This is a genomic window from Rhodanobacter sp. Col0626, from assembly GCF_049994385.1.
Lineage (GTDB): Bacteria > Pseudomonadota > Gammaproteobacteria > Xanthomonadales > Rhodanobacteraceae > Rhodanobacter.
In genome coordinates, this window is the sequence record NZ_CP188260.1 from 3,322,477 (window position 1) to 3,348,268 (window position 25,792).

Genomic DNA, 25,792 nt, shown 5'->3' on the forward strand with positions numbered 1-25,792 from the left:
GTCGCCAGGCTCAAAGCAGCACGGGACGATCCGGCAGCTCGTCCGGGTTGGCCCGGCCATCACCGGGAAAGTGACGCACCAGCAACGCATGCGCGGCCGCGATCCCCTCGAGGCTCCCGTCACGCCATTGTCCGCGGGCGTAGCACTCGCGCATCCGCGCACAGAGCTCGTCCCATTCGCCAGCCGCCACCTTGGCGGCAATGCCGCGGTCGGCGACGATCTCGATGCGATGTTCCGCCATCAGCACGTAGAACAGCACGCCGCTGTTGTACTCGGTATCCCATACCCGCAACTGGCTGAACACCTGGCGCGCGCGCGTCGGTGCATCCAGGCCATCGAGTACCGCCAGCGGCGCCAGCCGCGACTCGATCGCGAAACAGACTTCACCCTGATGGGTGCGTTCGCCAGCGGCGATGGCCGCTGCCATCTCGTCAAGCAGCGATGCCGGAAAGCTTCGCCGCATTTGGAACCAGCCGCCGAACAGATGGGCAAACAACCGTTGCATATGCGTCATCACCAGCTCCCCGATGATCCGCCGCCGCCGAAGCTGCCGCCGCCACCACTGAATCCGCCGCCGCCGAAGCCACCGCCACCGCCGCCCCAGCCGCCGCCACCAAAACCACCCCAGCCACCGCCGCCGATCGAACGACCGGCGCCGCCCGGCAACAACATCAGCACGCCGCCGACCAACGCACCGATGATGCCTGCGCCCATGGAAATCAGCAGCCACAGCAAACCGCCCACCAGCACCGCACCCAGCGGCGCCCGGATCCAGGGCTTGGCCCGACCCAGGATGCTGCGCAGGAACAACGCCACGAACACGCCGATCATCAAGCCGTTCTGCAGCCCGGCGCCGCCATGTCTTTCGCCAGGCGAACCCTCCACCGGCGGTGGCAACGCCTCGCCGTTGATCAGCTGGGTCAGGGCACCGACCGCGTCGTCGATGCCGCCGAAATAATCGTTGCTGCGGAATTTCGGCGCGATGTATTCGCGAGTGATCCGGGCGGTGGCGGCATCGGGAATGGCGCCTTCCAGGCCATAACCGACTTCGATGCGCACGCGCCGGTCATTCTTCGCCACCAGCAACAGCACCCCATCGTCGGTGCCCTTGCGGCCGATCTTGTTCGCCTCGGCCACCGCAAGTGAATAACCCTCGATGTCCTGGTCGCCGGTGCTGCCCACCATCAATACCAACAGCTGCGCGCCCTTGGCCTTTTCCAGCGCTACCAGTTGCGCGTCCAGCTGATCGACCTGCTGCGACGTCAACGTGCCGGTGAGGTCGGTGACGTGCCGTGCCAGTTTCGGCACGGCGTCGGCCGCGTGCAGCAGCACTGGCAAAAGCAGCGCCATCGCCAGTGTCAGCCACCGGCGCGGAAAGCGCCTGGACATCATCAATGCGTCGAGGCGGCGGGTGCCGGCGTACCGGTGCCGAAGTCGACGGTCGGCGCGGTGGAGATCGTCTTCTCGTTGTCCACGCTGAAGTTCGGCTTGACCTTGTAGCCGAACATCTTGGCGGTCAGGTTGTTCGGGAAGGTGCGGATCATGCCGTTGTACTCCTGCACCGCCTGCACGTAGCGGTTGCGTGCCACGGTGACCCGGTTCTCGGTACCTTCCAGCTGCGCCTGCAGGTTCTGGAACAAACCATCGGCCTTCAGCTGCGGATAGTTTTCGCTGACCACCATCAGCCGCGACAACGCATTGCCCAGTTGGCCCTGTGCGGCCTGGAACTGCTGCAGCTTCTGTGGATCATTGAGCGAGTCGGCGTTGACCTGCAGGCTGCCGACCTTGGCGCGGGCTTCGGTCACTTCGACAAAGACCTTTTCCTCGTGCTGGGCGTAGCCCTTGACCGTATTGACCAGGTTCGGCACCAGATCGGCGCGGCGCTGGTACTGGTTGAGCACTTCGGACCAGGCGCCCTTGACGGCCTCGTCCTGCTTCTGGATGGCGTTGTAACCGCAGCCGCTCAGGCCGACGACGAGCAGCAACAGCACGAGATTACGCAGAAGTTTCATGGGGTCGCTCCGATCCGGTGGAATGCCATTCCACCATCCCATGCGACCCACCGCAATCATCCTGGCGCCAAGTGAACGCGGCAACTCAGCCGAACAGGCGCGGCCCCAGGATCAGTCCCCAGCTCAACGCCACCAGGATCAGCAGCACAAATACCGCCGCCGAGCCCATGTCCTTGGCGCGTCCGGCCAGCTCGTGGAACTCGGGGCTGACCTTGTCGACCACCGCTTCGATCGCCGAATTGAGCAATTCAGCCGACAACACCAGCAACGGCGCCAGGATCAGCGCGAACTTCTCGAGGCCGCCGTGCCCCAGCCACAGGCCGACCGGCACCAGCACGATGACCAGGCAGGCCTCGAGGCGAAAGGAAGCCTCGTGCCGCCAGGCGGCGCGGAAACCCTTCATCGACCACTGGAACGCATTCCAGAGCTGTTTCGGACCGCGGAAACCTTCGGCTGCCATGGCGCTGCGCCGCTCAGCCGATCGCCGGGAACGGCGAACCGGCAATGGCCATGTTGGCGGCAACGGGGGTCGCCGTGAGGCCGCGCGACGGCGAAGGCGCAATGATCGGCATGGTTGGCGAAACTCCGTTCAGGCAGGCAGATACGAACGCGACATGATGCCACAAGCCCCGGCGCCCCAAGCGATGCCGACAGCATCGCGATGGTGGGGATCCGGGCCTGCCGATGCATTCGCGGCGGCGTTTGTCATGCCGCAGTGCAGCTACACCCCGATGGCGGATAGGTTACGCTTCGACGGTTGTGGTCCGTTCAGGATCGCAAGGCGCAGGCACGTGCCAGCACGTCGCCTTGATTTGAATCACGCACGGAAAAGATATGGCCACCCAGAACCCGCCCGTCTCGCAGACGCGCTCCTTCACCACCGTCTTCGTCATCGAGATGTGGGAGCGCTTCGGCTTCTATGGCATGCAGGTACTGATGGTCACGTTTCTGATGAAGAAACTTGGCTTTATCGACATCAAGGCCAACCTCGTCTGGGGTGCGGCAGCGGCGCTGATCTACGCGACGCCTGCGATCGGTGGCTGGGTCGGCGACAAGCTGCTCGGCACCCGCCGCACCATGCTGATCGGTGCCACGGTTCTGGCGGTTGGCTACGGCATCCTGTGGATCCCGCCGGAGACACTGGGCCTGACCGATGGCGGCAGCGGATTGATGGCGCTGCTGACTCCGGCCAACCTCACCTACTTCGCGCTCGGCGTGATCGTGGTCGGCAACGGCTTCTTCAAGCCCAACGCGGGCAACCTGGTGCGCAAGATCTACGAGGGTGACGACACCCGTATCGACAGCGCGTTCACCATCTACTACATGGCGGTGAACATCGGCTCGATGCTCTCGATGACGGCCACGCCGTGGATTCGCGACCATATAGCTGCACGCTACGGCGATTCCATCGGCTGGCATACCGCCTTCGGCTGCTGCGCGGTGGGCCTGGTGCTCGGCTTGATCATCTACTTTTTCATGCGTCGCGCCTTGCGGCATATCGGCTCGCCTGCGGACGACCTGCCGATGAACATGCGCCGCGCGTTGCCGGTGTTCGGCGCGGCATTCCTGCTGGTTTTCGTGGTCACCTTTATTCTGCAGAGCGAAGCCGTGGCGAGGGTCTGCGTGTATGCGGCCGGCGCGGTGGTTTTGGGCGTATTCGCCCATTTGATCCGGAGCAGCCAGCCCAGCGAACGCGCCGGCCTGATCGCCGCACTGGTACTGACCGTGCAGACGATCTTCTTCTTCATCTTCTACTCGCAGATGGCGACCTCGCTGAACCTGTTCGCGCAGCACAACGTGGACCTGTCGTTCAACGTTTTCGGGGTCCACCTGTTCAACTGGATCCCCGAGCAGTATCAGAACCTCAACGCGATCTGGATCGTCGTCCTGAGCCCGGTACTGGTGTTCGCCTACAACACGCTCGGTCGGATCGGCAAGGATCCCTCGATCGCATTGAAGTTCGCGCTGGGCTTTGCCGCCGTGGCCATAGGTTTCTTCATGTATGGCGTGGGCGCAAGCGCAGCGGTGGCTGGCCAGGTGTCGTCGTGGACGATGATCTGGGGCTACGGCTGGTACTCGCTGGGTGAGCTTCTGGTCAGCGGACTCGGACTGGCGATGATCGCGCGCTATGTGCCCTCGCGCATGGGCGGCTTCATGATGGGCGCGTATTACGTGGCCGTCGGCCTGTCGCAGTACCTTGGCAGCATCGTGGCCAACTACGCGCACATCCCCGACAACATCACCGATCCGGTGCAGTCACTGACGATCTACGTGAGCCTGTTCAACAAGCTCGGTTTCGTCGGCATCGCCTGCGTGGTGATCGCGCTGGTGATGCTGCCGCTGATGAACAAGCTGTCGGCCAGCCACTCCGATCCGGCGAACAACCACAACCCGCTGCCCGCTGTACGCAGTGAGGAATTCAACAACCCGTGAGTCCGATGAACCCGCCGCCACTGGCGGCGGGTTTCACAGGTTTTCTGATCAACCCATGATCGCGATGCCCCATCGCAGTACCACCTACATCGGCCCGTTCGCTCTCGCCCGGACGCTGGCGTGGCTGAGACTCTGCGCAATCGCCGGACAGAGCGTCGCCGTGCTGGTCTGCGCGTGGTGGATGCAGTTGCAGATCCCGTTACTACCGCTACTGGTCGGCATCGGCCTGCTCGCGGTGTTTTCGGTGTTCGCCGCGTGGCGGCTCCGCCAGCCGTGGCCGGTGCACGAATGGGAAACGATCGGCCACATTGCCACCGACACGCTGGTGCTCGGCTATCTGCTGTATTTCACCGGTGGCGCCAGCAATCCGTTCATCACCCTGCTGCTGGTACCCATTGCACTCAGCGCGGCGGCGCTCTCCGCACGCGCCATCCTGGCAGTGGCAGCGCTGGCCGGCGTCGCCTACGTGATCCTGCTGTACTGGAATGTGCCGCTGCCGATGCCGATGCACGAGGATTCGCCCAACCGCTTCTCGCTGCACGTGGCCGGGATGGGCGTGAATTTCGTGATCAGCGCGGTGCTGCTGGGCTTCTTCATCAGCCGGCTGGCTCGCGTACTGCGCCTGCAGCAGCTCGAAGTGCAGCGGGTACGCGAGCGGGCGCTGCGCGACGAAGGCATCCTGGCGATCGCCACCCAGGCTGCCGGTGCCGCGCATGAACTCAACACGCCGCTGTCGACCATGCGCACGCTGCTGCCCGAACTGCGCCGCGAACATGCCGGCGACACCTCGCTGGCCGAAGACCTGGAGCTGCTGGCAGGCCAGGTCGATCGCTGCCGAACGATCCTGCGCGAGATGGTCGCCTTCGGCAAGGCACAGTTGTCGCAGGAACCGGAGCGACTCAGCGTGGCCAGTTTCATCCACGGCTGCCAGGAACGTTTCCAGCTATTGCGACCCGAAGCCGAGCTGAGCCTGACGCTGGACGACGACATCGCGCAAACCGTGCTGCGCACGCCACCCGGTCTGCGCCATGCCTTGCTGAATCTGCTCAACAACGCAGCCGATGCCTCCGCTGTCCGGCACTCGCACGCGGTGGCATTGCGGATTTCGCGTGACAACGGCTGGCTCCAGCTGAGCGTGTGCGATCGGGGCCCAGGCTTCGACGTCCACGACGCATCGGCGCCACTCGGTTACTCGCAGAAACAGACCGGTTTGGGTATTGGCCTGGCGCTGGCCGAAGCGACCGCCGAACGGCTCAACGGCGAACTGATCGCCCGCAATGCCGAGCACGGTGCGGAGGTCTGCCTGCGGCTGCCGCTGGCGGTGATTGCCGAGAAATAAGCTCGCCAGACGTGCATGCGCCGCCGCTTCCGGCAAGAATGGGCGACTGATCGACTTCCAGGAATCGCCGCAATGACCGAGTTGCCCCATGCCGCCACGGCCCGCCCGCTGCTGCTGGTCGACGACGACGCCACCTTCCTGCGCGTACTGGCACGCGCACTGGGCTCGCGCGGATTCGAGGTCATCACGGCGGGCAACTTCGACGAAGCCCGTGCGCTGACGCGTCGGCATCACCCACGCTACTGCGTACTCGACCTGAAGCTCGGCGAGGAAAACGGGCTGCGCCTGATTCCCGAACTGCATGCCCTGGTGCCCGACCTGCGCGTGCTGCTGCTGACCGGCTACGCGTCGATCGCCACCGCGGTGGAAGCGATCAAGCGCGGTGCCCACGACTATCTGGCCAAACCGGTCGACGCCGACGCCGTGGTCCGCGCGCTGCTCGACGGCGATGCCGACATCGATGACAACGATGTGCCCGACGCGCCCGAACAGCCGCTGGCGCTGCGCCGGCTCGAATGGGAACACATCCAGCGCGTGCTCACCGAATGCGACGGCAACATCTCCGAGACCGCCCGACGGCTCGGCATGCATCGCCGCACCCTGCAGCGCAAACTGAGCAAGCACCCGGTGCGCGAACGTCCCGACCGCGACGACTGATCAAGCGGGGATGAGAACCGGAGATCGGACTTCGCTCGTTCCGGCATGACCCCTCGCCACACGGCTTTGCGAGCCCAGATCAAGCACTCCTGCAAACTCGATGCTGCCGGCACCTTTTGCCGCACCTGCGCATCTCATCGCCGACCGCCGCTGCGACAACGCGTCATCTGTCGTGCGCATGACAACGGACTATCCTTGCAACCCTAGACCCCCATCCAGAGTCTCTCGCTTGAACACCCTTGCTCTCGGCCTTTGCGCAGTTGCACTGGCGGTGTCCACCGGCCCGCTGCTGGCCACTGACCCCGCTCCGGCAACCACCACCCTGGCGCCAGTTTCGGTGCACGCCAGCGACACGATGGTGATGGCGACGCCAAGCGTGCAGGTTCATGTCAGCCGGCAGAAGCTTCTGCAGCAGAACGTCACCGAAAGTGCCGATGCACTGAAGTACGCACCGAACATGATGGTGCGCAAGCGTTATATCGGCGATCCGAACGCGGTGATCAGCGGCCGCAACACCGGCACCCTGCAGAGCGCGCGCAGCCTGGTCTATGCCGACGGCCTGCTGCTCTCCAACCTGATGACCAACGGTTACGATGGCGCCCCGCGCTGGGGCATGGTGGCGCCCGAGGAAATCGGTGCAGTCGACATCCTGTATGGCCCCTATTCCGCGCTGTACCCGGGCAATTCGCTGGGCACTACGGTGCTGATCCATACCGTGCTGCCGCAGCGATTCACCGCCAGCGCCAGCACGCAGTTCTTCAGCCAGGATTACCACGACGCCTACGGTGCGGGCGGCCATTACAACGGACATCAGGTCGCCGCCACGCTGGGCAACAAACAGGGCCGCTGGAGCTGGCTGCTGGCGGTGAGCCGGCTCGACAACGACGGCCAGCCGATGCAGTACGCCACGGCGAAAGCAGGTGGCGATCCGGCGGCCGCGGTGCCGGTGAATGGCGCCACGCTGGACCGCAATCCCAATGGCAGCCCGCGACTGGTGTACGGCGCCAACAGCATCGAGCACACGATGCAGAGCGAGGCCAAACTGAAAGTCGGCGTTGACGTCACCGATGACATCGCCGCCTTGTTCACCGTGGGCTGGTGGCACAACCGCGCCGACGATCGTACGCGCAGCCTGATCCGCGACGGCAACGGCAAGCTGGTCAACAGCGGTGCAATCAACGCCGACGGTCAGGTCTGGACCCTGCCCGCCAGCGGCCTGGCGCCGACTTCGGCCAGCGACACGCACATGCTGTACGGCGTCGAGTTGAACGGCCACCTCGACAACGGCTGGCGCTGGACGGCAGTGGCCAGCCACTACGATTTCCTGCATTCGCAATTGAACAGCGCGAGCCTGCCCGGCGCAGCCGCCGGCCCGGGCACCGTCGCCGACAAGGCCGGATCGGGCTGGGACACCTTCGATCTGCGCAGCTCCGGTCCGGTCGGTGATCACCACATGCTGTATGCCGGCGTCCACGGCGACCGCTACGTGCTGGACAGCCGCGTGCGTAGCGCCAGCGACTGGCGTGGCGATGCGGACGGTCCGCTGGTCAGCTCGTTTGCCGGCCGCACACAAACGCGTGCCATCTATCTTCAGGACGTGTGGAGCTTCGCCGACGCATGGGCGTTGACCCTGGGCGGGCGCCTTGAACAATGGCGCGCCTATGGCGGCCTGCTGGGCAACGCCAGCAACACGCTGCGCTATGCGAATCGCCAGCGCACGGATTTCTCACCGAAGGCCGCACTGAGCTGGGATCTTGCCGAAGGCTGGGAACTGCGCCTGGCGCACGGCAAGGCCGTGCGCTATCCCACCGTGGCCGAACTTTTCCAGGGCAGCATCTCGGCCAACGCGATCGTCAACAACAATCCGCAACTCAAGCCCGAGCGCGATGAATCCACTGATCTCACGCTTACGCGTCACCTTGATCATGGCCATTGGCGCGTCTCGCTGTACCAGGACCGCATCGCCGATTCGCTTTACTCGCAAACCGACATCACCGTAACGCCCACGGTCACCAGCGTGCAGAACATCGACCGCATGCGCGGTCGTGGCATCGAAGGTGAGATCGGCCTGACCGATCTGTGGCTGGACGGGCTTGACCTGCAGGCCAGCCTCGCCTTGAACGAGGCCAAGACGCTGGATGACAGCCAGTATCCGCTGGCCAACGGCAAATACTTTCCGCGCATCCCGAAGGTCCGCGCCAGCGTGTTCGCCGACTACCGCTTCGCACCGCAGTGGGACGCTTCACTCGGCATCCGCCACTCCGGCCGCCAATACGGCACGCTGGACAACAGCGACTATGTGGACAGCTACGGCGCCGTGAGCAGCTTCACCGTGGCCGATGCCAAGCTGCGCTGGAAATTCGCGCCGGCATGGACCGCCTCACTGGGTGTCGACAACCTCACCGATGAACATTACTGGGTCTACCATCCCTATGCCGGCCGCACCTGGTTCGGTGCATTGCGCTGGGAGCTGTGAACGACGCGGCCTTGCTCCTCCCCCTGCAAGCAGGGGGAGGTCGGGAGGGGGTCATGCTTTTGATCTGAGATCAAGAGCTACCCCTCCCCAACCCTCCCCTGCTTGCGGTGGAGGGCGAAGCTGGAATCTCGAGGAATTCTTATGCGTCACCTGCTGATCATCCTGCTCTGCCTGCTCTCGCCCGCCCTGCTGGCGCACGACGGCATGCACATGGATATGCCCAAGGGACCCGAGCTCGGTGCCAGCGCCGCGTTCGACAGCCATGGCCGTTTGTGGCTGGTGGACGCGGCAGACGGCCACGTGCGATTGCGCCACTCCGATGACGACAGCCGCACGCTCAGTGCACCGGTCGAGGTGAATGCAAAGGCCGAGCGGATCTACGCCGAGGGCGAGAACCGTCCGAAGATCGCGTTCGGACCGCACGACGAAATCTACATAAGCTGGTCGCAGCCGCGCGCGGCACCGTGGACCGGTTTCGTGCGCTTCGCCCGATCGCTGGATCGCGGCGAGCACTTCAGCACGCCGCTCACGGTGCACCATGACCGCGCCGAGATCACCCATCGCTTCGACGCTCTGGCGGTCGACGGCCACGGCCGCATCGTGGTCGCCTGGATCGACAAGCGCGACGTGATCGCCGCCACTGCCAGGAAAAAACCGTATCTCGGCGCCGCGGTTTATTACAGCTGGTCGGACAATGGCGGAGTCAGCTTCGTGCCCGAACGCAAAGTGGTCGACCAGAGCTGCGAATGCTGCCGCATCGCACTGGCGCGCACGCCCGACGGCGAGGTCGCCGCGTTCTTCCGCAGCATCTACGGCGACAACATCCGCGACCACGCCTGGGGCGTGCTGCATACGGATGGCCAGCCCAGCCACGTCGAACGCGCCACCTTCAGCGACTGGCAGATTGCCGGATGCCCGCACCATGGCCCCGGTCTGGCGATCGGCAACGACGGCATCCGCCACGCCGTTTGGTACGAAGCCAGGGACAAGCCCACGATCTGGTATGGCCAGCTCGATCCCGGCCACCCGCCACGGCATGCCCTGGCGATCGCCACTGCTGGCGCCAGCCATGCCGATGTGGCCGTGCATGACCACACCGTGTGGGTGGCCTGGAACCAGGTCAGTGCCGACGGCTACGCGTTGATGCTGCGTCGTTCGACTGACAACGGCGCGCACTTCGATACCGCTCGCGAGATCGCCCGCAGCAGCGGCGCAGTCGCCTCGCCGCAACTGCTGCTTAAGCAGGGGCGCGTCTTCGTGGCCTGGAACACCGCCGAAGGTTTTCGTCTGGTTGGGATGCCGCGATGAAACGCCTGCTGCTCGCCATCGCGTTGTTGTCGCCGGCACTGGCGATCGCCGCGCCGCTGCAGCCGCTGGCGGCTGCCGATGTACCAGCCCTGCTGCGACCGCCGGCGCGTGGCGAGCGGATCATCGCGTTGTGGGCGCTCGACTGCGCCTACTGCGAACCGAACCTCGAAGCACTGGCCCGGCTGCAACGCGCCCATCCGGACGACATCGAACTGGTCATCGTCGCCACCGACAGCATCGAACAACGCAAGACGATCGAGGCGCACCTGCACGACATGAAGATGGACGTCTATCCAACCCGCGCCTACGCCGAAGCCTCGCCCGAACGCATCAACTTCCTGCTCGACCCGGGCTGGGGCGGCGAGACCCCGCGTGTCATGGTGATCCACGCCGACGGCAGCCGGCTGGGCATCAGCGGTGCGCTCACGCCCGATCAGTTACAAAAACTCCGGTAGGAACAGGCGGCTGGTCAGGGTTGCGCCGTGCTCTCCGGGGCCACCGGCTCGGGCATCTCGGCGGTACCGTCGTCCTCGTCGCCGTAAAGCGCCACATGCGGCACACCGTCGACACCGATCCAGCCGCGATACATGCCATCGGTGTTGAACGGGATCGAGATGTGGCCTTCCGCGTCCAGCGCAATCGCGCCACCATTGCCACCCATCGAGGGGATTTCCTGGTTGATCACCTCGGCGGCGGCACGCTTCAGCGGCACGCGCATCTGGGTCACCTTCATGCAGATTTCGTGCGCCGCCACCGTGCGCATGTAGAACTCGCCCCAACCGGTACCGGATACCGCGCAGCCGGAGTTGGCATAAGTACCGGCGCCGATGATCGGTGAATCGCCGATGCGGCTCCAGCGCTTGTCGGTCATGCCGCCGGTGGACGTGCCGGCGGCAAGATGGCCTTGCGCATCCAGCGCCACTGCACCGACTGTTCCAAAGTGTTTGGCCGTCTCGACGTCCGCATGCGGCAGTTTCGCAGCATCTTCCTTCAGTGCCTTCTGTAATTGCTGCCAGCGCGCGTCGGTACGGAAGTACGACGGATCGACCAGCGGCATGCCGATGTCCTGTGCAAATGCCTCGGCACCGGCGCCGGACAGCATCACGTGCGGTGATTTCTCCATCACGGCGCGCGCCAGCAGGATCGGGTTTTTCACCCGCTGCACGCCAGCCACTGCACCGGCACGCAAGGTGTAGCCATCCATGATCGCCGCATCCAGCTCGTTCTTGCCCTCGTGGGTGAACACCGAACCCTTGCCCGCATTGAAGTTCGGATCGTCCTCCAGCACGGTGAGCGCCGCGGTCACCGCATCCAGCGCCGACTTGCCGGATTTGAGCTGAGCGTATCCGTGCTGCAGCGCCTGCGTCATCGCTGTCCGAACCGCCTGCTCCCTTGCCGGGGTCATATCGCGCTTGATCACCCCAGCGCCACCGTGGATCACCAGCATGGGCGAGACGGCGGCGTGGCCGATGGCAGAAATGCCGAGGGAGGCAAGGACGACAAACAGGCGGCGCGGTTTCAAGACACTCTCCCGATCGGTGACCGGGCGAGTATAGCCAGCCTTGTCGGTCACTTTGGCGTGAAGTGCACTCGCTTGCCGTCCAGCACCAGCTTCATGCCGGCAAGATCGGCCACCCGCTGCAACGCCGTGCCCGCCGGCATGTCGTTGAACGACAGCTTGACCGGAGCATTGCCCAACGCATCCGGATTGATGAGTGTCCAGCCCGCTTTGGCGGCTATCGATTCCGCCACGGCGCGCGTCGTACTGTTCGTGACGTGCTCGGTAACCTTGACCGGGGAAGCTTCGGCCATCGCGCGTGCCGGACAGCCGGCCTGCGGTGTGACGTCGATGGCATACGTCTGCTTGCCGTCCACCCCCGTACCCGTAGCGTGCAATGTCTGGCCAAGCGCGCCGTGCAGCTGCCGGTGTGCAAGCGGCGAGGCGCCATGGTCGGCCACGGCAAGGTCGATGCGTACTTGGCCATCGTCGGCAGGCATGGTGATTGCTTGCACCATCATGCCACCCACGCTTGCTTTTGCCGCCTTGCCCGGCGCGACGCACAGCGCCATGGCCACCGTCTGCGCATGACGCTTGTGGCCATCATCAGTTGCCAGCTCGACCTGCATGTCGAGCTGGTATTCCGGGCCTTGAACTTTCTGGCTCGCCAACGCCCCTTGCGGTGCGCTGGCGGCATAAACCGAACCGGCAACGACAATGGCCAGTGCAAACCCGACGATCATCCCGGCTTCCCGGCGTCGGCGGTTTGGTGAGGGCAGTTTCAACATGGCAATACGCTCCGTAAGTGGATGACGAGGGGACCAGGTGCAACCCACCGGCAACGCCAACACGGCCGATCGGGTTTTCAACATTGCATTCGCATAGCTGCGCCGCTGTTCGCCGTATTGGCGCAACACCGCGGCGTCACAGGCCAGCTCCTGATCGTGGCGCAGCGCCGCATACGCCCACCACGCCAGCGGATGGAACCAGAACACGGCCACGCCGAGCTGCGCCAGCAGGCACCACCATCCATCGCGGCGGCGCGCATGGATGGTTTCGTGAGCCAGGATCAGCATCTGCTCGGTGGCGTCGTAGCGGCATTCGAAATCGGCAGGCAGCACGATGCGGCTCCGCCAGGCACCGATCAGAGCGGGACCGACATCCGGACCACTCGCGCGCAACACCGGCCAGCGCGACGGCGTGCCGACGACGCTCGTGGCGTCACGCAGCCGCATGCGATAACGCCATTGCGCGAGGGTGGCCAACGACAAGCTGACCATGCTGCCCAGCAGCCAAAGCAGCGCAACCCAGGTGCGCCAGTCGATCGCACCCGATCCGGCAACCTGAACCGGCAACGCGGCAGCGGCGGAGGTGATCGCGAAGACCATCGGCGACAACACCACGATCGGTACGGCTGCCGCATGTGGCAGCTGGCTGGCCAGCATCGCCAGTGGCGGCAACAACCACAGCTGGAACGCGCGCTCGGTACCGAACAGATGCCTGCATGGCTTGCGCAGCACGGCCACGATCAACACGGCGGCGGTGAAAGCCAGCAGCAACAGCCAGCCGCAGCCGATCCAGTCGATTCCGGCCCACTCAGCGCTGTTCATCATCGAGCTCCCTGAGCAATTTGCGCAGTTCGGCGACATCCTTTTTCGACAGCTTGCGTTGCTCGGAAAAGTGCGCCACCAGCGGCGCCACGCGACCGCCGAACAGGCGATCGAGCAAGCCCTTGCTCTCTTGCGAGACGTATTGCTCGCGACTGAGCAGCGGCGTGTACAGGTAACGTCGGCCGTCGCGTTCGGCGTGCACCGCCTTCTTGCGCAGCAGGCGGTTGAGCAGGGATTTCACCGTGCCCTCCTGCCAGTCCTGCGCCGGACCGACCTCGGCAAGGATCTCCTCGGCCGAACGCGGCGCCACGCGCCACAACACTTCCATCACTACTGCCTCGGCTTCGCTGATCGCCATGAGTCACCGTTTACATGTGTAAGTGAACTTATGTTTACACGCGTAAATGATAGCGTCAAGCGCAAATCCACCTACGTGGGCAGCGTTTGCGAACCTGGTCCAGGGCCGCCCGACGCCAAACCGTCGTATCCTTGTCAGCTGACTCTCCCTGCAGGAAGGCATGGCAATGGACAAGGTTTACCCAAACGCCGCGAAGGCGCTCGACGGTTTGTTGTTTGATGGCATGACGATCGCCGCCGGCGGCTTCGGCCTGTGTGGCATCCCCGAAAACCTGATCGGCGCGCTGCTGGACGCCGGCACCAAGGGCCTGACCATCGTCGGCAACAATGCGGGCGTGGATGATTTCGGCATGGGTCCGCTGCTGAAAACGCATCAGGTGAAACGCGTGTTTGCGTCGTACGTGGGTGAGAACAAGGAATTCGAACGCCAGGTGCTGGCCGGCGAGCTGGAGTTGCATCTGACCCCGCAGGGCACCCTGGCTGAAAAGCTGCGCGCTGGCGGTGCCGGCATTCCCGGCTTCTATACGCGCACTGCGTTCGGCACCAAGCTGGCCGAGGGCAAGGAGACCAAGGTCTTCGGCGACAAGGAATACGTGCTGGAAGAGGCGATCCACGCCGATGTATCGATCGTCAAGGCATGGAAGGGCGACGCCCACGGCAATCTGGTGTTTCGCGAAACCGCGCGCAATTTCAATCCGATGATCGCCACCTGCGGCAAGGCCTGCGTGGCCGAAGTGGAACACCTGGTGCCGGTCGGCGAGCTCGACCCGAACAACATCCATGTGCCGGGCATCTACGTCGATCGCATCGTGCAGGGTGCGCAGTATGAAAAGCGCATCGAGTTCCGCACCCTCGCCGGCGTCGCCGCCGGCAAGGAGAGCCCCACGCGGGTGACCATGGCCAAGCGCGCCGCGAAGGAACTGCAGGACGGTTTCTACGTGAACCTTGGCATCGGCATCCCGACCATGGTGGCCAATTACATCCCCGACGGCGTCAGCGTCACCCTTCAGTCGGAGAACGGCCTGCTCGGCATCGGCCCTTTCCCCACCGAGGAGCAGATCGACCCGGACCTGATCAACGCAGGCAAGCAGACCATCACCACCCTGCCCGGCTCCAGTTTCTTCTCCAGCGCGGAATCGTTCGCGATGATCCGCGGGGGCCATATCGACCTGTCGATCCTGGGCGGCCTGGAAGTCTCCGCACACGGCGATCTCGCCAACTGGATGGTACCGGGCAAGATGGTCAAGGGCCCGGGCGGCGCGATGGATCTGGTCAGCGGCGTCAAGCGCGTGGTGGTGCTTATGGAGCACTGCGCGAAAGACGGCAGCCCGAAGATCAAGACCGAGTGCGACCTGCCACTGACCGGCAAACAGGTGGTCGACCTGATCATCACCGATCTGTGCGTGTTCAAGGTGAACAAGGGCGAGGGTCTGGTGTTGATCGAGCTGAACGAAGGCGTCAGCGTCGATGACGTGAAGGGCAAGACCGGCTGTGCCTTCGGCGTCGATCCGACATTGAACGGCTGATTCCGCTGTCGGTGGCGCACGTGTGGAAGTACACCGGGTGTGCTTCTACCGCTGTTGATCCTTCTCCGCCAACTCTGCATCGACCGGCAGGGTGTGTGGGAAGCATAGGCGGGCGATGTTTTCATGGCCCGGCTGCGTCTGCAATTCCAGCGGCCATCCGAAACGGTCGCTGATCCGCTGCGCGATCGCCAACTCGAAACCATGCCGGTCGACGCCATGCACGCGCACGGGTCGCAGCGCATCGTCCGATACTTGTGGATTTGCCTGGTTGCGTACGCTTACTACACCGGGCAACACGCTGATCACCACGCTGCCCTGCTCGGTTTGCTGGCAGGCGTTACGTATCAGCTGCCAGCACAGCACCGAGAAAGCCTGCGGCGAACCCTTCAACGCGAAACGCGCCGGCTCCTGCAACAACAGTTCGATGGGACGCCCCGCCAACAGTTCGCGGGCCGATTCCAGCTCCTGGCGCAGTACATCGTTGACGACGAAATATTCCTTTTCCGTCGCCGTATCCGTCTCACGCGCCAGGATCAGCAAGGCCTCGACCAGCACCTCCATTTCACGCGTGGCACGCTTGATCCGCCGCACCGATCGGGTACCGAAATCACTGAGTCCCTCTTCCTCGGCCAGCATGTCGACCGACATCTTGATCACAGTGAGCGGACTGCGCAGCTCGTGGCTGGCGTCGCGGGTAAAGTTGCGCTCGCGCTGGTTATAGCCGGCAATGCGCGTGGCGAATCCATGCAGTCCGCGTGCCAGCGACGCCACATCGGCATCGGCATGGTGCGACAACTCGTCCAGCTTCAGCGTTTCCGGATCGAGTTGCTGGGCGTCCCAGCGATTGACCAGGCGTGCCAGCGCACGTACGGGTCGCCACTCACGGCGAGTGGTGAACCAGGCGACGATGGTGATGACAACGATCACCGCGACCACCGCCACCGTCGGTACCACGTTGTAGGCGCCCAGAATGCAGATGATCAGCACAGTCAGAAACTGCAGACCGAACACCCACGCAATCCTCTTGCGAAATGCACCCACACGGGCAGGGACTGCTTTGACGCTGCTATCCATTACATCCCTATGCCTGTCGATTCGATGTCAGGCTGTCTGAGTCGAAGCCACTTCAGATTCCAGATCAGCGAGACGATAACCAGCCGAGTGGATGGTGTGTAGCAGGGGTCGTGCGAAGGGCTTGTCGATAACCCGGCGCAAATTGTATAGATGCGATCGCAAGGTGTCGGAGTCAGGCAGCGTGTCGCCCCAGATTTCGCGCTCGATATCGCGGCGGCTGACCACCCGCGGCGACTCGCGCATCAGGATCGCCAGCAGCTTCAGGCCGATCGGCGACACCGTGAGTTCCTGGCCTTCACGCGTCAGGCGCAGAGTGGCGGTGTCCAGCGTCATGTCGCCCACGGTGAGCACTTCGGTGGATACCTGGCGGCGATCGCGGCGGATCAGCGCACGCAGGCGCGCTTCCAGCTCGCGCACTTCGAACGGCTTGACCAGGTAGTCGTCGGCACCGGCTTCAAGGCCGATCAGTTTGTCTTCCAGCGTATCGCGCGCGGTGAGCATCAGCACCGGAGTGGATTTTTTCGCTTCCCGGCGCAGCTTGCGGCAGACTTCCAGGCCATCCAGCCCCGGCAACATCAGGTCCAGCACAATCACGTCATAGCTGTTGGAAACAGCCAGATGGAGGCCGCTGACGCCGTCGGCCGCATAGTCGATCGAATAGCCACGGCGTTCGAGAAACTCGCCCACCATCTCGGCGATCTGGCGGTTGTCCTCGACCAGAAGAATCAGTCCCGCTTGCTCGTCATGTACGGTCATTTCACTTTCTCCCTTGCCCTTCACATAAGTGAAGATCTAAGCGGCCGCGGGGTGAGCGTAGCGTGAAAACGAGCGCTGCGATTCAGAATACGTTCGGGTTTCAAATCACCGCAGCAGTGGCTGCAGTTGCTTCCACACCGTTTCCAGTACGCGCGGCTCGGCGCTGGCGACCGGATGAAGTCCGTCGTCCTGCATCAACGCCGGATCGAGCGCGATGCCGTCCAGCAGGAAGGGCACCAGTGCCGTGTGGTGAACCCGGGCCAGGTCGACATAGATCGTGCGCAGGCCATCGCGATAGACCGGCCCGTAGTTCACCGGCAGTTCGATCCCGACCAGCAGCACCTGCGCCTTCGCCTGCCGTGCCGTGGCAATCATCGCGGCCAGGTTTTCGCGCAGCGCCGGCAGCGGCAGGCCGCGCAGGCCATCGTTGGCGCCCAGTTCCAGCACCACGACCTCCGGGTGGTACTTCGCCAGCAACGCCGCCAGGCGATTACGGCCGCTCAGCGTGGTTTCACCGCTGATGCTGGCATTGATCGCGGTCCATGTCGGCACCATCTTGCCCAGACGCGCATCCAGCAAATGCACCCAGCCGGCATCGACCGGTATGTTGTGTGCGGCGGACAACGAGTCACCCAGCACCAGCACGGTTTTTGGCGCGGCCGCCTGGGCGCTGCCGATGCCACACAGAAATATCCACAGCCACAGGCATCGACGCATGAGCGATTCTTCCCGTCCTCTTCTTGAAGCCCGCGATATTAGCAAGTCGGTCAGCGGACCCGAGGGGAGGCTCGACATCCTGCGTGATGTGAGCCTGCAGATCCTGCCCGGCGAAAGCTTCGCCATCGTCGGCGCATCCGGTTCCGGCAAAACCACCCTGCTCGGCCTGCTGGCGGGACTGGATACACCGGATAGCGGCAGCATCGCGCTGGATGGCCACGCGCTGGAGCAACTGGACGAGGAGGCACGCGCCGACCTGCGTCGACGGTTGGTCGGCTTCGTGTTCCAGTCGTTCCACCTGCTGCCTGCGCTCACCGCCGAGGAAAACGTGATGCTGCCGCTGGAGCTGGAAGGCAGCAGCGCGGCGCGCCAGCGCGCGCGCGAGGCGCTTGAAGCAGTGGGATTGACGGCACGGCGGCGGCATTATCCGGCCCAGCTTTCCGGCGGCGAACAGCAGCGCGTGGCGATCGCCCGTGCCTTCGTGCACGCTCCGCGCGTGCTGTTTGCGGACGAGCCCACCGGCAATCTCGACCAGCGCACCGGCCACCATATCTGCGACCTGCTGTTTGCGCTGAACCGCGATCACCGCACCACGCTTGTGCTGGTCACGCACGATGCGACGCTGGCGGCACGTTGCGATCGCCGGATCGAACTCGAAGAAGGCCGCGTGACGGGCGTTGTCGCATGAAGCTCCTGCTCCTCGCCCTGCGCAGCCTTCGGCGCGAATGGCATTTGCCGGAATTGCGCACGCTGGCCGCGTCGCTGGTCCTCGCCGTGGTGGCGCTCGGCGTCGTTGCCACGCTGGCGACGCGGATCGAACGCGGCATGCTGGCCAGTGCCGCCGAACTGATCGGTGGCGATATCGGCGTCTCGTCGCCGCAATCCCTGCCGGACAACTTCGCGCAGGCAGCGCAGCAGCGCGGTCTGCAGCATGTGCGCACCGCCGGCTTTCCCAGTGTCGCGTTTGCCAACGATCAAACCCAGTTGCTGGACGTGCAGGCTGCGGGGCCGGACTATCCGCTGCGCGGCACACTGGAGCTGCTCGACGCGACGGGCCACACCCGTAACGGCCATTCGCCCGGGACAGGCGAGGTCTACCTCGACCATCGCGCGCTGGTCGCGCTGGGTTTGCGGATCGGCCAGAAGCTGCAACTGGGCGGCCGCGAGCTGACCATCGCCGCCGAACTGGTGCGCCAGCCCGATGGCGGCCAGTTGCTGGCGCTGGCGCCGCGCGCATTGATGAGCCTGGCCGACGCCACACAGGCGGGCTTGCTCGGTGTCGGCAGCCGCGCGCGGCATCAGCTGCTGCTGGCCGGTGAACCGGCGGCGGTCCGGGGCTGGCTCGACTGGGTGCGGACCACCACGTTGCCGCAGGGCGCCCAACTGATCACGCCGGAGCAGACTCAGGAACGCATGCGCACATCGTTCGACCGCGCCGGCGCCTTCCTGCGCCTGACCGCCCTGCTGTCGGCGCTGCTGGCCGGCATCGCCATTGCACTGTCAGCGCAACGCTATGCCCGGCGCAAGACTGGCGAAGTCGCCTTGTTGCGCGCGTTGGGTACGTCGCGCCGGCGCGTGCTGGGCCTGTTGCTCGGCACGCTGGGTGCGCTGGCACTGCCGGCAACCGCGCTCGGCCTGCTGCTGGCCTTGGGACTTTCGCAACTGGCCTGGCTGTTCGCCAGCCAGTTGTTCGGCAGCGTGCCTACCGTGCTTCCGCTGGCGCCCTCGCTCGCCGCCGCCGGCATGGGGATTGCGGTGCTGGTCGGTTTCGCGCTGCCGCCGTTGGCGCGCCTGGCCGAGGTGCCGCCGGTAGCCGTGTTTCGCCAGAGCGTGACGCCGCGAGTACGGCGCTTCGACGGTCTGTATCTGATCCCGGCGGTGGTGGCGCTGGGCCTGATCTGGAGCCAGAGCAGTTCGCTCACCCTGGCCGGGATTCTCGCTGCCAGCCTGCTTGGCGTGGCAGTCATCGCAGCCTTGCTGGCGATGCTGCTGCTGTGGCTGGCCCGGCGCGTCGCGCCCGGGGCGCATCCCGCGCTGCGACTGGGCCTGGCTGCACTGGCGCGGCGCCGTACGCTGAGCGTGATCCAGGCGACCGCCCTGAGCCTGGGCCTGTGCGCCCTGTTGCTGCTGGCGGTGGTGGCCCCGGCGCTGTTGCAGGGCTGGCGCCAGGAGTTGCCAGCCGATACGCCGAACTGGTTCGCACTGAATCTGCAGGACGACCAGCGCGCCGCTTTCGGACAGGCACTGATCCGCATCGGCGGCGATCAGCTCAACATGCTGCCGCTGGCGGTGGGCAAACTCACGGCGATCAACGGCCGGCCGATCGACCAGCTCCAGTTTGCGGACGAACGCGCGAAAGACTGGGCCGATCGCCAGTTGCGCCTGTCCTGGGCCAGCGAACTGCCGCCCGCGAACGAGGTGGTTGCCGGTCATTGGCAGGGTGTGCAACCGGCCCAGGCCGAGGTATCGATCGACACCATGTGGCGTGACATGTTTGCGCTGAAAGTGGGCGATACGCTGCGATTCGATGTCGGCGAAAGCAGCCTCGATGCCAGGGTTGGCAGCATACGCAAGGTCGACTGGAGTTCGTTCCGGGTCAACTTTTTCCTGTTGCTCGACCCGGCACACGCCGGCGCGCTGCCGCATACCTGGCTGGCCAGTTTTCACCTGCCGCGCGGGCATGCCACCGAGCTGGCGCAGCTGTCGCGCGACTACAGCAACCTCAGCCTGATCGACGTGGATTCGCTGCTCGATCGCGTCCGCGAGATCGTCGACCGCGTGGGCAACGCGGTGCGCTGGATCCTCGGCTTCAGCCTGCTGGCCGGCGCACTGGTGCTGGCCGCGGCGCTCGCAGCCAGCGCCGCGGAACGCCGCCATGAAGCCGCATTGCTGCGCACGCTGGGCGCGCGTCGCGGGCAACTGCGCATGGCGGCGGCTTGCGAGTTCGCTCTGCTCGGCCTCGTCGCCGGCCTCACCGCCGCGCTCGGTGCCGCTGGCGCCGGGCTGTGGCTGGGCCAGGCGGTGTTCCACATCGACCGCTTCGTGCCACCGCTGTGGCCGCTGCTGGGCGGCGCCATCGGCGCAGCGCTGGCGGTGATGCTGCTGGGCCTGGCCGGCACCCGCAAGGTGATCCGCACCCCGCCCATGCGGCTGTTGCGCGAAGGCTGAGTCGGCATCGAAGGAACGGCTGATAAAGTACGCTGGCACTCTTCCGCCGGAACACCCGATGATCGCAAGCCGCCTGCAACAGCGCCTCAAGGAAGAATGGCTGCTGTGGCTTTTCGCGGCATTGGCGATCGTGCTGGCGACGCTCGATCCGCAGCCACTGGCCAGCTATCGCCGATGGCTGCAGCTGCCCACGCTGGCTGGCCTGATGGGGCTTTTGATCGCGATCCAGGGCATCCGCGACAGCGGGCTGGTACAGCATGCGGCCGCGGCGGTGGTGACGCGGGTGCATTCGCTGCGCAGCCTCGGGCTCGTGCTGGTGGTCGCGACCGCGCTGTTGTCGATGGTGCTGACCAACGACGTGAGTCTGTTCCTGATCGTGCCGCTGACGGTGGCGATCGGCGGCATGTCGAACCTGCCGGTGCTGCGCATGGTGGTGCTGGAAGCGCTGGCGGTAAACGCCGGATCCACGCTGAGTCCGATCGGCAATCCGCAGAACCTGTTGCTGTGGCAATACTCGTCGATGCCGTTCCTGCATTTCGCGGCGGCGATGTTGCCGGCCGCCGCGGTGATGTTGGTGCTGGTGGCGGCATTCACCGTGCTGTGGCTACCAGGTGACCGCGTGGCGCTGACCGCGGAGGGGATCGATGGCGCGGTGATATCGGCCCGCCTCGGTGCATGGTCGATGGCGGCACTGGTCGGCATGGTGGTGCTGATGGAATACAGCCATGCACCGCTGGGTGCCGTCGTGCTGCTGGCGCTGTTCGGCTTGCTGGCACGGACGAGCCTGCAGCGAATCGACTGGTTGTTGCTGCTGACATTTGCGGCGATCTTTCTCGGCTTGGGCCATTTCGCCGAGTTGCCGCTGGTGCAGCGGGGGCTGGATCGACTCGACTTCGGTCAGCCGTTGATCCTGTACCTCAGCGGCATCGTCGCTTCGCAGCTGATCAGCAATGTGCCGGCGACCGTGCTGCTGCTCGATCGCACTCCCGACGCCATCGCGCTGGCGGTGGCGGTGAACGTGGGTGGCTTCGGGGTGGCGATCGGTTCGCTGGCGAACCTGATCGCGTTGCGCCTGGCGAAGCAGCCGCATGGTCTGCGGCTGCTGCACCTGGTATCCATCCCGTTCCTGCTGGTATGCGCGCCGCTGGTCTACCTGGTCTGGCGATGGTAAGCGCGCGGACCCGATCAATCGTCGTCGTGCGGCACGCTGACCTTGCCCTTCACCCCGGAATGGTTGACGTCGCCACTGCCCTTGGCGCCGAGGCTGAGATCGCCCCCCACGTCGCTCACGTCGAGATCGCCCGAACCCAGCGTATCGGCGTGCACGCTGCCACCGACCTGCCGCAACGTGACATCACCCGAGCCGACGCTGCCGACCCGGGCGTCGCCCTTGATGCCATCGGCCTTGAAGTCGCCGGAGCCCACCGAGCCCAGGTCGAGGCTGCCGATGTCGGTTGCATCGACATCGCCGGAACCCACGCTGGTGCTGAACTTGCCGGACACCCGGCGCACGTGCAGATCACCCGAACCGACGCTGCTTTGCAGCTGCTGCACACCCGTGGCGTCGGCGTCGCCGGAGCCCACGCGCAGCGTCACCGGCAGGTTGGCCGGCAGCTGCATGGTGACCTCGAGACTCGTGTAGGAGCTGCCACCGAACAGGTTGAAGCTGAAATGGTCGTCGCCGCCGAGGTTGATCAGCAACTGGTCGCCCTCGCGCCGCTGGGTGACCTGCAACTTGTCCAGCGCCGACTGTTCTGAGGCGCAGGCGCGGCCGGTGACGGCAAGTCCCTTGGCGTTGTCGCTGCCGGTCAGGTGCAGGTCGTAGCTGTTCACATCGATCTGCACCGCTCGCACCCCGGCCAGGTCGAGCTGCAGGTTGCGCGGCGCCTCGTATTTGCAGGGCGTGGCGGCGAAGGCGGCAAACGGTGCAAGCAGCAGGGCGGCGGTAAGCATGCGGCGCATGGGGTTCTCCTCTGGGCTGTCGATGGGTTTCAGTCGATGGGTTTCAGATGCAGGCGAAGGCAAAAGGGTTGCAGAGATGGCCTGGAAACGACAGTCCTCGTCAACGCCAGGTTGCCTGGGACGTTTTTTTTCGCTTGCCCATGAAGGAAGGACATACCATGCACCGCAATATCCTGCTGGCTTCGCTGGCCGTGCTGATCGCCGGATCGGCCCCGGTCCTGATGGCCCAGAGTACGCCGCCACCGGCCCCATCCGCTCCCCATGCCACGGCCGGTAAAGGGATGCGCCTGCTTTCGGGCGATCACGCCCAGGCCATGCACATGCATGCTTTTGATCGCCCCGACGGCGGCGTGATCGGCAACCTGCACGGCCTGGAGCGGCTCTACATGCAGGCAGGACGCAGCAAGGAGATGACCTCGGTATACAACGACGTGCTGGCCAAATCGCAGGATCCGCGCGTGCGCGACTACGTCTATACGCAGCTGGCCCGTCTGCAGGCACAGCCGACGAATCTGGATCAGGCGATCGGCACGTTGCGCAAGGCACTGGACGAAAGCCTGGCCAACGAGGCGAGGATGCGTACCGAGCGCGAGCAGATGCGCGCCACCTGGCAGCAGCGCCGCTCCAACAGGATGGCGCCGGTTAAATAGTTTCTTTCGTGAGCTGCATGATGGCGGACTGTCGTGCAGGTTTTACGGCTTGCGCTCGACCTGCTTGGCGCGCAGCCATAGCTGCTCCTGTTCGCCCAGGGTGCGTTCGCCGAACGTGCCGCCGTCGGCCGCCGCCAGTTGTTCCATCTGGCGGAAACGCCGCTCGAATTTCGCGTTGGCATGCCGCAACGCCTGCGAGAAATCGACGCCGGCATGGCGCGCCAGGTTCACCATCACGAACAGCACGTCGCCGATCTCGTCTTTCAGTCGTACCGGGTCGGCGCCGTTCTCGAATTCCGCGCGTACTTCGTCCACTTCCTCGGCCAGCTTGGCCAGCACCGGCTGCGGATCGGGCCAGGCGAAACCGGCGCCGGCCGCACGTTGCTGCAGTTTCTGCGCACGTTTCCACTCTGGTAGCCCGCTCGAAATGCCTGCCAGCAGGCTATCGTCGACCGGCTCGCCCCTGTCCGCGCGTTCGGCCGTCTTGATGTCTTCCCACGCGCGTTTCTGCGCGTCGAGATCGGCATAGCGCACGTCACCGAAGACATGCGGATGACGCCGGCGCATCTTGTTGCCGATCGCATGGGCGACGTCGGAGAAATCGAACAATCCCTGCTCGGCCGCCATCTGCGAGTGGAACACCACCTGCAACAGCAGGTCGCCCAATTCGTCACGCAGGTCGTACCAGTCGCGGCGGTCGATCGCATCGGCGACCTCGTAGGCCTCCTCGATGGTGTATGCCGCGATGGAGGCGAAATCCTGCTGAACATCCCATGGGCAACCGCGTTCGGGATCACGCAGGCGCACCATGATCGCGAGCAGATCGTCGAGGCTGTAACGCGTCGAATCGGTCATGGCGCGCGCAGCCGCGACGCCCAGTCGATCGCGCCATCGCCCACCGCGATGAACTCGGGATTCAGCAGCGACTCGCCACGGTTGTAGAGGAACGGCTGGCCAGCCAGATCCAGCACCGCGCCGCCAGCCTCCTCCAGCACGCACTGCGCCGCGGCGGTGTCCCACTCGCTGGTGAGGCCAAGGCGCAGATAGACATCCGCCGCGCCACGTGCGATCAGGCAGAATTTCAACGACGAGCCCAGCGGAACGCGCTGGTATTCAGTACCGATCAACTGCTGCAGCATGGTGGCCTCGGGCCCACCATGCGACCGGCTTCCGGCTACCACCGGCGCGGGTCCCAATGGACGCGTGCGGATGCGCTGCCAGTCGCCTTCGCCTTGTGACTGCAGCCACGCACCCTGTCCGCTTTCGGCGATGAACAGCTCTCCGGTCACCGGCGCCAGCACCACGCCAAGCACACAGCGGTGGTTCTCGATCAAGGCGATGTTGACGGTGAATTCGCCATTGCGCTTGACGAACTCGCGGGTGCCGTCGAGGGGATCGACCAGCCAGTAGCGCGACCAGTGCTGGCGTTCGGACCATGGCAACGCCTTGGCTTCTTCCGACAACACCGGCAGGATCGGATCGAGCCCGCCAAGGCCCGTCATGATCACCTGCTGCGCGGCCAGGTCGGCAGCCGTCAGCGGCGATGCATCCGCCTTGGTCTGCACCGCGAAATCGCTGTGATAGACCGCCAGGATGGCGGCACCGGCAGCGCGGGCGATTTCACCGACTTGCCGGGCCAGCGCAGGTGTCGTGCTCATGTGCGAACGAAGCGGCCGGCGAGGTACTCGCGGGCCATGAACAGCGCGGCGATCGAGCGCCCTTCGGTCACGTCGTCGCGACCGAGCAGGGTATGCAGCTCGGACATCTTCCACGGCACCACTTCGAGCTCTTCCGGTTCATCGCCCTGCAGCCGCTCCGGGTAAAGATCCTGCGCCAGCACGACGTGCGCCATGTGCGTCATGTACGACGGCGACAGCGACAGGTTGTGCAGGATCTTCAGCTTGCGCGCGCCGTAACCCACCTCTTCCTTCAGCTCGCGCTCGGCACCCTGCTCGGCGGTCTCGTCCTGGTCGAGCCGGCCCTTCGGCAGGCACAGTTCGTAGCGACCCACGCCCGCGCCGTATTCGCGGATCAGCAGCACGGTGTCGTCGTCGAGCATAGGCACGATGATCACCGCGCCCAGGCCGCTGGCCTTCAGCCGCTCGTAGGTGCGGCGCTCGCCATTGGCGAACTCCAGGTCAAGCTGCTCGACCTGCAGGAAGCTGCTGTCTTCGACGTCACGCGTCGCGTGGATGATCGGTGGCTTGGGCATCCACCGATTGTAGCTCAGCGCCGCAGCGTGGCCAGCT

25 protein-coding genes are annotated in these 25,792 nt (G+C 65.1%); 11 read left to right on the plus strand and 14 right to left on the minus strand.

The genetic code is table 11. From position 1 onward, the window contains the following. Nucleotides 1-10 precede the first annotated feature (10 nt). The 4 genes from ACPPVV_RS14680 to ACPPVV_RS14695 all read right to left on the minus strand — a co-directional run bounded on the left by ACPPVV_RS14680 (nt 11) and on the right by ACPPVV_RS14695 (nt 2,472). Nucleotides 11-514, minus strand: coding sequence for a TPM domain-containing protein (locus ACPPVV_RS14680; RefSeq protein WP_426700611.1), 504 nt, complete (start codon nt 512-514; stop codon nt 11-13). Beyond that, entirely contained in the window at nt 514-1,392 is an 879-nt protein-coding gene (locus ACPPVV_RS14685; RefSeq protein WP_426700612.1) for a TPM domain-containing protein, read from the minus strand. Before ACPPVV_RS14685 ends, ACPPVV_RS14680 begins: the two co-directional genes overlap by 1 nt. After that, a complete protein-coding gene (locus ACPPVV_RS14690) occupies nt 1,392-2,012 on the minus strand; it encodes a LemA family protein (protein ID WP_426700613.1) in 621 nt (206 codons plus the stop codon). The genes ACPPVV_RS14685 and ACPPVV_RS14690 overlap by 1 nt, the downstream gene beginning before the upstream one ends. Before the next feature lie 85 nt (nt 2,013-2,097). Next, nucleotides 2,098-2,472, minus strand: a complete 375-nt coding sequence (locus tag ACPPVV_RS14695; protein WP_426700614.1) for a diacylglycerol kinase — start codon at nt 2,470-2,472, stop codon at nt 2,098-2,100. Between the two features lie 374 nt (nt 2,473-2,846). Here ACPPVV_RS14695 and ACPPVV_RS14700 point away from each other — a divergent pair, with 374 nt between their 5' ends. From ACPPVV_RS14700 to ACPPVV_RS14725, 6 genes are all read left to right on the plus strand, one after another. Next, nucleotides 2,847-4,445, plus strand: a complete 1,599-nt coding sequence (locus tag ACPPVV_RS14700) for a peptide MFS transporter (RefSeq protein WP_426700615.1) — start codon at nt 2,847-2,849, stop codon at nt 4,443-4,445. Nucleotides 4,446-4,509: 64 nt separating this feature from the next. After that, nucleotides 4,510-5,784, plus strand: coding sequence for an ATP-binding protein (locus tag ACPPVV_RS14705; protein WP_426703249.1), 1,275 nt, complete (start codon nt 4,510-4,512; stop codon nt 5,782-5,784). A 72-nt stretch (nt 5,785-5,856) separates the two neighbouring features. Next, nucleotides 5,857-6,441 (plus strand): response regulator transcription factor, encoded by a 585-nt coding sequence (locus ACPPVV_RS14710; protein ID WP_426700616.1) that lies wholly within the window; start codon nt 5,857-5,859, stop codon nt 6,439-6,441. 229 nt (nt 6,442-6,670) lie between these two features. Next, on the plus strand, nt 6,671-8,917 hold the full coding sequence (locus tag ACPPVV_RS14715; protein WP_426700617.1) for a TonB-dependent receptor: 2,247 nt from the start codon (nt 6,671-6,673) through the stop codon (nt 8,915-8,917). 141 nt (nt 8,918-9,058) lie between these two features. Then, nucleotides 9,059-10,225, plus strand: a complete 1,167-nt coding sequence (locus ACPPVV_RS14720) for a sialidase family protein (RefSeq protein ID WP_426700618.1) — start codon at nt 9,059-9,061, stop codon at nt 10,223-10,225. Further along, the gene (locus tag ACPPVV_RS14725) at nt 10,222-10,680 is read left to right on the plus strand and encodes a hypothetical protein (RefSeq protein ID WP_426700619.1); all 459 of its coding nucleotides are present in this window, start codon (nt 10,222-10,224) and stop codon (nt 10,678-10,680) included. The genes ACPPVV_RS14720 and ACPPVV_RS14725 overlap by 4 nt, the downstream gene beginning before the upstream one ends. 14 nt (nt 10,681-10,694) lie before the next feature. Here ACPPVV_RS14725 and ACPPVV_RS14730 read toward each other — a convergent pair whose 3' ends face one another. From ACPPVV_RS14730 to ACPPVV_RS14740, 3 genes are read right to left on the minus strand one after another with little or no spacing between them, the layout of a single operon-like run. Next, nucleotides 10,695-11,747 (minus strand): isoaspartyl peptidase/L-asparaginase family protein, encoded by a 1,053-nt coding sequence (locus ACPPVV_RS14730; protein ID WP_426700620.1) that lies wholly within the window; start codon nt 11,745-11,747, stop codon nt 10,695-10,697. 47 nt (nt 11,748-11,794) lie between these two features. Further along, nucleotides 11,795-13,333: a M56 family metallopeptidase gene (locus tag ACPPVV_RS14735; protein WP_426700621.1), complete on the minus strand. Its 1,539-nt coding sequence runs from the start codon at nt 13,331-13,333 to the stop codon at nt 11,795-11,797. Beyond that, nucleotides 13,320-13,691, minus strand: coding sequence for a BlaI/MecI/CopY family transcriptional regulator (locus tag ACPPVV_RS14740; RefSeq protein WP_426700622.1), 372 nt, complete (start codon nt 13,689-13,691; stop codon nt 13,320-13,322). The genes ACPPVV_RS14735 and ACPPVV_RS14740 overlap by 14 nt, the downstream gene beginning before the upstream one ends. A 166-nt stretch (nt 13,692-13,857) precedes the next feature. Between ACPPVV_RS14740 and ACPPVV_RS14745 the strand changes: the two genes are divergently transcribed. After that, the gene (locus tag ACPPVV_RS14745; protein WP_426700623.1) at nt 13,858-15,216 is read left to right on the plus strand and encodes a 3-oxoacid CoA-transferase; all 1,359 of its coding nucleotides are present in this window, start codon (nt 13,858-13,860) and stop codon (nt 15,214-15,216) included. A 45-nt stretch (nt 15,217-15,261) separates the two neighbouring features. Here ACPPVV_RS14745 and ACPPVV_RS14750 read toward each other — a convergent pair whose 3' ends face one another. From ACPPVV_RS14750 to ACPPVV_RS14760, 3 genes are all read right to left on the minus strand, one after another. After that, a complete protein-coding gene (locus tag ACPPVV_RS14750; protein WP_426700624.1) occupies nt 15,262-16,290 on the minus strand; it encodes a sensor histidine kinase in 1,029 nt (342 codons plus the stop codon). Between the two features lie 27 nt (nt 16,291-16,317). After that, a complete protein-coding gene (locus tag ACPPVV_RS14755; RefSeq protein ID WP_426700625.1) occupies nt 16,318-17,046 on the minus strand; it encodes a response regulator transcription factor in 729 nt (242 codons plus the stop codon). Nucleotides 17,047-17,151: 105 nt separating this feature from the next. Beyond that, the gene (locus ACPPVV_RS14760; protein WP_426700626.1) at nt 17,152-17,763 is read right to left on the minus strand and encodes an arylesterase; all 612 of its coding nucleotides are present in this window, start codon (nt 17,761-17,763) and stop codon (nt 17,152-17,154) included. Here ACPPVV_RS14760 and ACPPVV_RS14765 point away from each other — a divergent pair. The 3 genes from ACPPVV_RS14765 to ACPPVV_RS14775 are packed head-to-tail and all read left to right on the plus strand — an operon-like array spanning nt 17,762 to nt 22,102. Beyond that, nucleotides 17,762-18,451, plus strand: a complete 690-nt coding sequence (locus ACPPVV_RS14765) for an ABC transporter ATP-binding protein (RefSeq protein WP_426700627.1) — start codon at nt 17,762-17,764, stop codon at nt 18,449-18,451. The two genes, ACPPVV_RS14760 and ACPPVV_RS14765, sit on opposite strands and share 2 nt — an antisense overlap. After that, nucleotides 18,448-20,931: an ABC transporter permease gene (locus tag ACPPVV_RS14770; protein ID WP_426700628.1), complete on the plus strand. Its 2,484-nt coding sequence runs from the start codon at nt 18,448-18,450 to the stop codon at nt 20,929-20,931. The genes ACPPVV_RS14765 and ACPPVV_RS14770 overlap by 4 nt, the downstream gene beginning before the upstream one ends. Before the next feature lie 58 nt (nt 20,932-20,989). After that, nucleotides 20,990-22,102 (plus strand): SLC13 family permease, encoded by a 1,113-nt coding sequence (locus tag ACPPVV_RS14775; RefSeq protein WP_426700629.1) that lies wholly within the window; start codon nt 20,990-20,992, stop codon nt 22,100-22,102. 14 nt (nt 22,103-22,116) lie between these two features. On the opposite strand, the gene ACPPVV_RS14780 is transcribed toward ACPPVV_RS14775, so the two are convergent. Continuing rightward, nucleotides 22,117-22,893, minus strand: coding sequence for a DUF4097 family beta strand repeat-containing protein (locus tag ACPPVV_RS14780; protein WP_426700630.1), 777 nt, complete (start codon nt 22,891-22,893; stop codon nt 22,117-22,119). A gap of 158 nt (nt 22,894-23,051) precedes the next feature. On the opposite strand from ACPPVV_RS14780, the gene ACPPVV_RS14785 reads away from it, so the two are divergent. Then, nucleotides 23,052-23,543 carry a hypothetical protein gene (locus tag ACPPVV_RS14785; RefSeq protein ID WP_426700631.1) on the plus strand — a complete coding sequence of 164 codons (492 nt, stop codon included), beginning with the start codon at nt 23,052-23,054 and terminating at the stop codon, nt 23,541-23,543. A gap of 42 nt (nt 23,544-23,585) precedes the next feature. On the opposite strand, the gene mazG is transcribed toward ACPPVV_RS14785, so the two are convergent. The 3 genes from mazG to nudE are packed head-to-tail and all read right to left on the minus strand — an operon-like array spanning nt 23,586 to nt 25,755. Continuing rightward, entirely contained in the window at nt 23,586-24,398 is an 813-nt protein-coding gene (mazG, locus tag ACPPVV_RS14790) for a nucleoside triphosphate pyrophosphohydrolase (RefSeq protein WP_426700632.1), read from the minus strand. Beyond that, the gene (gene cysQ / locus ACPPVV_RS14795; RefSeq protein WP_426700633.1) at nt 24,395-25,201 is read right to left on the minus strand and encodes a 3'(2'),5'-bisphosphate nucleotidase CysQ; all 807 of its coding nucleotides are present in this window, start codon (nt 25,199-25,201) and stop codon (nt 24,395-24,397) included. The genes mazG and cysQ overlap by 4 nt, the downstream gene beginning before the upstream one ends. Beyond that, on the minus strand, nt 25,198-25,755 hold the full coding sequence (nudE, locus tag ACPPVV_RS14800; protein WP_426700634.1) for an ADP compounds hydrolase NudE: 558 nt from the start codon (nt 25,753-25,755) through the stop codon (nt 25,198-25,200). The genes cysQ and nudE overlap by 4 nt, the downstream gene beginning before the upstream one ends. Nucleotides 25,756-25,792 lie beyond the last annotated feature (37 nt).

Excerpts from the sequence above, each read along its gene's own strand:
- ACPPVV_RS14680 (WP_426700611.1), bottom strand. The coding sequence starts at position 514 with ATGACGCATATGCAACGGTTGTTTGCCCATCTGTTCGGCGGCTGGTTC.
- ACPPVV_RS14685 (WP_426700612.1), bottom strand. The coding sequence starts at position 1,392 with ATGATGTCCAGGCGCTTTCCGCGCCGGTGGCTGACACTGGCGATGGCG.
- ACPPVV_RS14690 (WP_426700613.1), bottom strand. The coding sequence starts at position 2,012 with ATGAAACTTCTGCGTAATCTCGTGCTGTTGCTGCTCGTCGTCGGCCTG.
- ACPPVV_RS14695 (WP_426700614.1), bottom strand. The coding sequence starts at position 2,472 with ATGGCAGCCGAAGGTTTCCGCGGTCCGAAACAGCTCTGGAATGCGTTC.
- ACPPVV_RS14700 (WP_426700615.1), top strand. The coding sequence starts at position 2,847 with ATGGCCACCCAGAACCCGCCCGTCTCGCAGACGCGCTCCTTCACCACC.
- ACPPVV_RS14705 (WP_426703249.1), top strand. The coding sequence starts at position 4,510 with ATGCCCCATCGCAGTACCACCTACATCGGCCCGTTCGCTCTCGCCCGG.
- ACPPVV_RS14710 (WP_426700616.1), top strand. The coding sequence starts at position 5,857 with ATGACCGAGTTGCCCCATGCCGCCACGGCCCGCCCGCTGCTGCTGGTC.
- ACPPVV_RS14720 (WP_426700618.1), top strand. The coding sequence starts at position 9,059 with ATGCGTCACCTGCTGATCATCCTGCTCTGCCTGCTCTCGCCCGCCCTG.
- ACPPVV_RS14725 (WP_426700619.1), top strand. The coding sequence starts at position 10,222 with ATGAAACGCCTGCTGCTCGCCATCGCGTTGTTGTCGCCGGCACTGGCG.
- ACPPVV_RS14735 (WP_426700621.1), bottom strand. The coding sequence starts at position 13,333 with ATGAACAGCGCTGAGTGGGCCGGAATCGACTGGATCGGCTGCGGCTGG.
- ACPPVV_RS14740 (WP_426700622.1), bottom strand. The coding sequence starts at position 13,691 with ATGGCGATCAGCGAAGCCGAGGCAGTAGTGATGGAAGTGTTGTGGCGC.
- ACPPVV_RS14745 (WP_426700623.1), top strand. The coding sequence starts at position 13,858 with ATGGACAAGGTTTACCCAAACGCCGCGAAGGCGCTCGACGGTTTGTTG.
- ACPPVV_RS14750 (WP_426700624.1), bottom strand. The coding sequence starts at position 16,290 with ATGGATAGCAGCGTCAAAGCAGTCCCTGCCCGTGTGGGTGCATTTCGC.
- ACPPVV_RS14755 (WP_426700625.1), bottom strand. The coding sequence starts at position 17,046 with ATGACCGTACATGACGAGCAAGCGGGACTGATTCTTCTGGTCGAGGAC.
- ACPPVV_RS14765 (WP_426700627.1), top strand. The coding sequence starts at position 17,762 with ATGAGCGATTCTTCCCGTCCTCTTCTTGAAGCCCGCGATATTAGCAAG.
- ACPPVV_RS14760 (WP_426700626.1), bottom strand. The coding sequence starts at position 17,763 with ATGCGTCGATGCCTGTGGCTGTGGATATTTCTGTGTGGCATCGGCAGC.
- ACPPVV_RS14770 (WP_426700628.1), top strand. The coding sequence starts at position 18,448 with ATGAAGCTCCTGCTCCTCGCCCTGCGCAGCCTTCGGCGCGAATGGCAT.
- ACPPVV_RS14775 (WP_426700629.1), top strand. The coding sequence starts at position 20,990 with ATGATCGCAAGCCGCCTGCAACAGCGCCTCAAGGAAGAATGGCTGCTG.
- ACPPVV_RS14780 (WP_426700630.1), bottom strand. The coding sequence starts at position 22,893 with ATGCGCCGCATGCTTACCGCCGCCCTGCTGCTTGCACCGTTTGCCGCC.
- ACPPVV_RS14785 (WP_426700631.1), top strand. The coding sequence starts at position 23,052 with ATGCACCGCAATATCCTGCTGGCTTCGCTGGCCGTGCTGATCGCCGGA.
- mazG (WP_426700632.1), bottom strand. The coding sequence starts at position 24,398 with ATGACCGATTCGACGCGTTACAGCCTCGACGATCTGCTCGCGATCATG.
- cysQ (WP_426700633.1), bottom strand. The coding sequence starts at position 25,201 with ATGAGCACGACACCTGCGCTGGCCCGGCAAGTCGGTGAAATCGCCCGC.
- nudE (WP_426700634.1), bottom strand. The coding sequence starts at position 25,755 with ATGCCCAAGCCACCGATCATCCACGCGACGCGTGACGTCGAAGACAGC.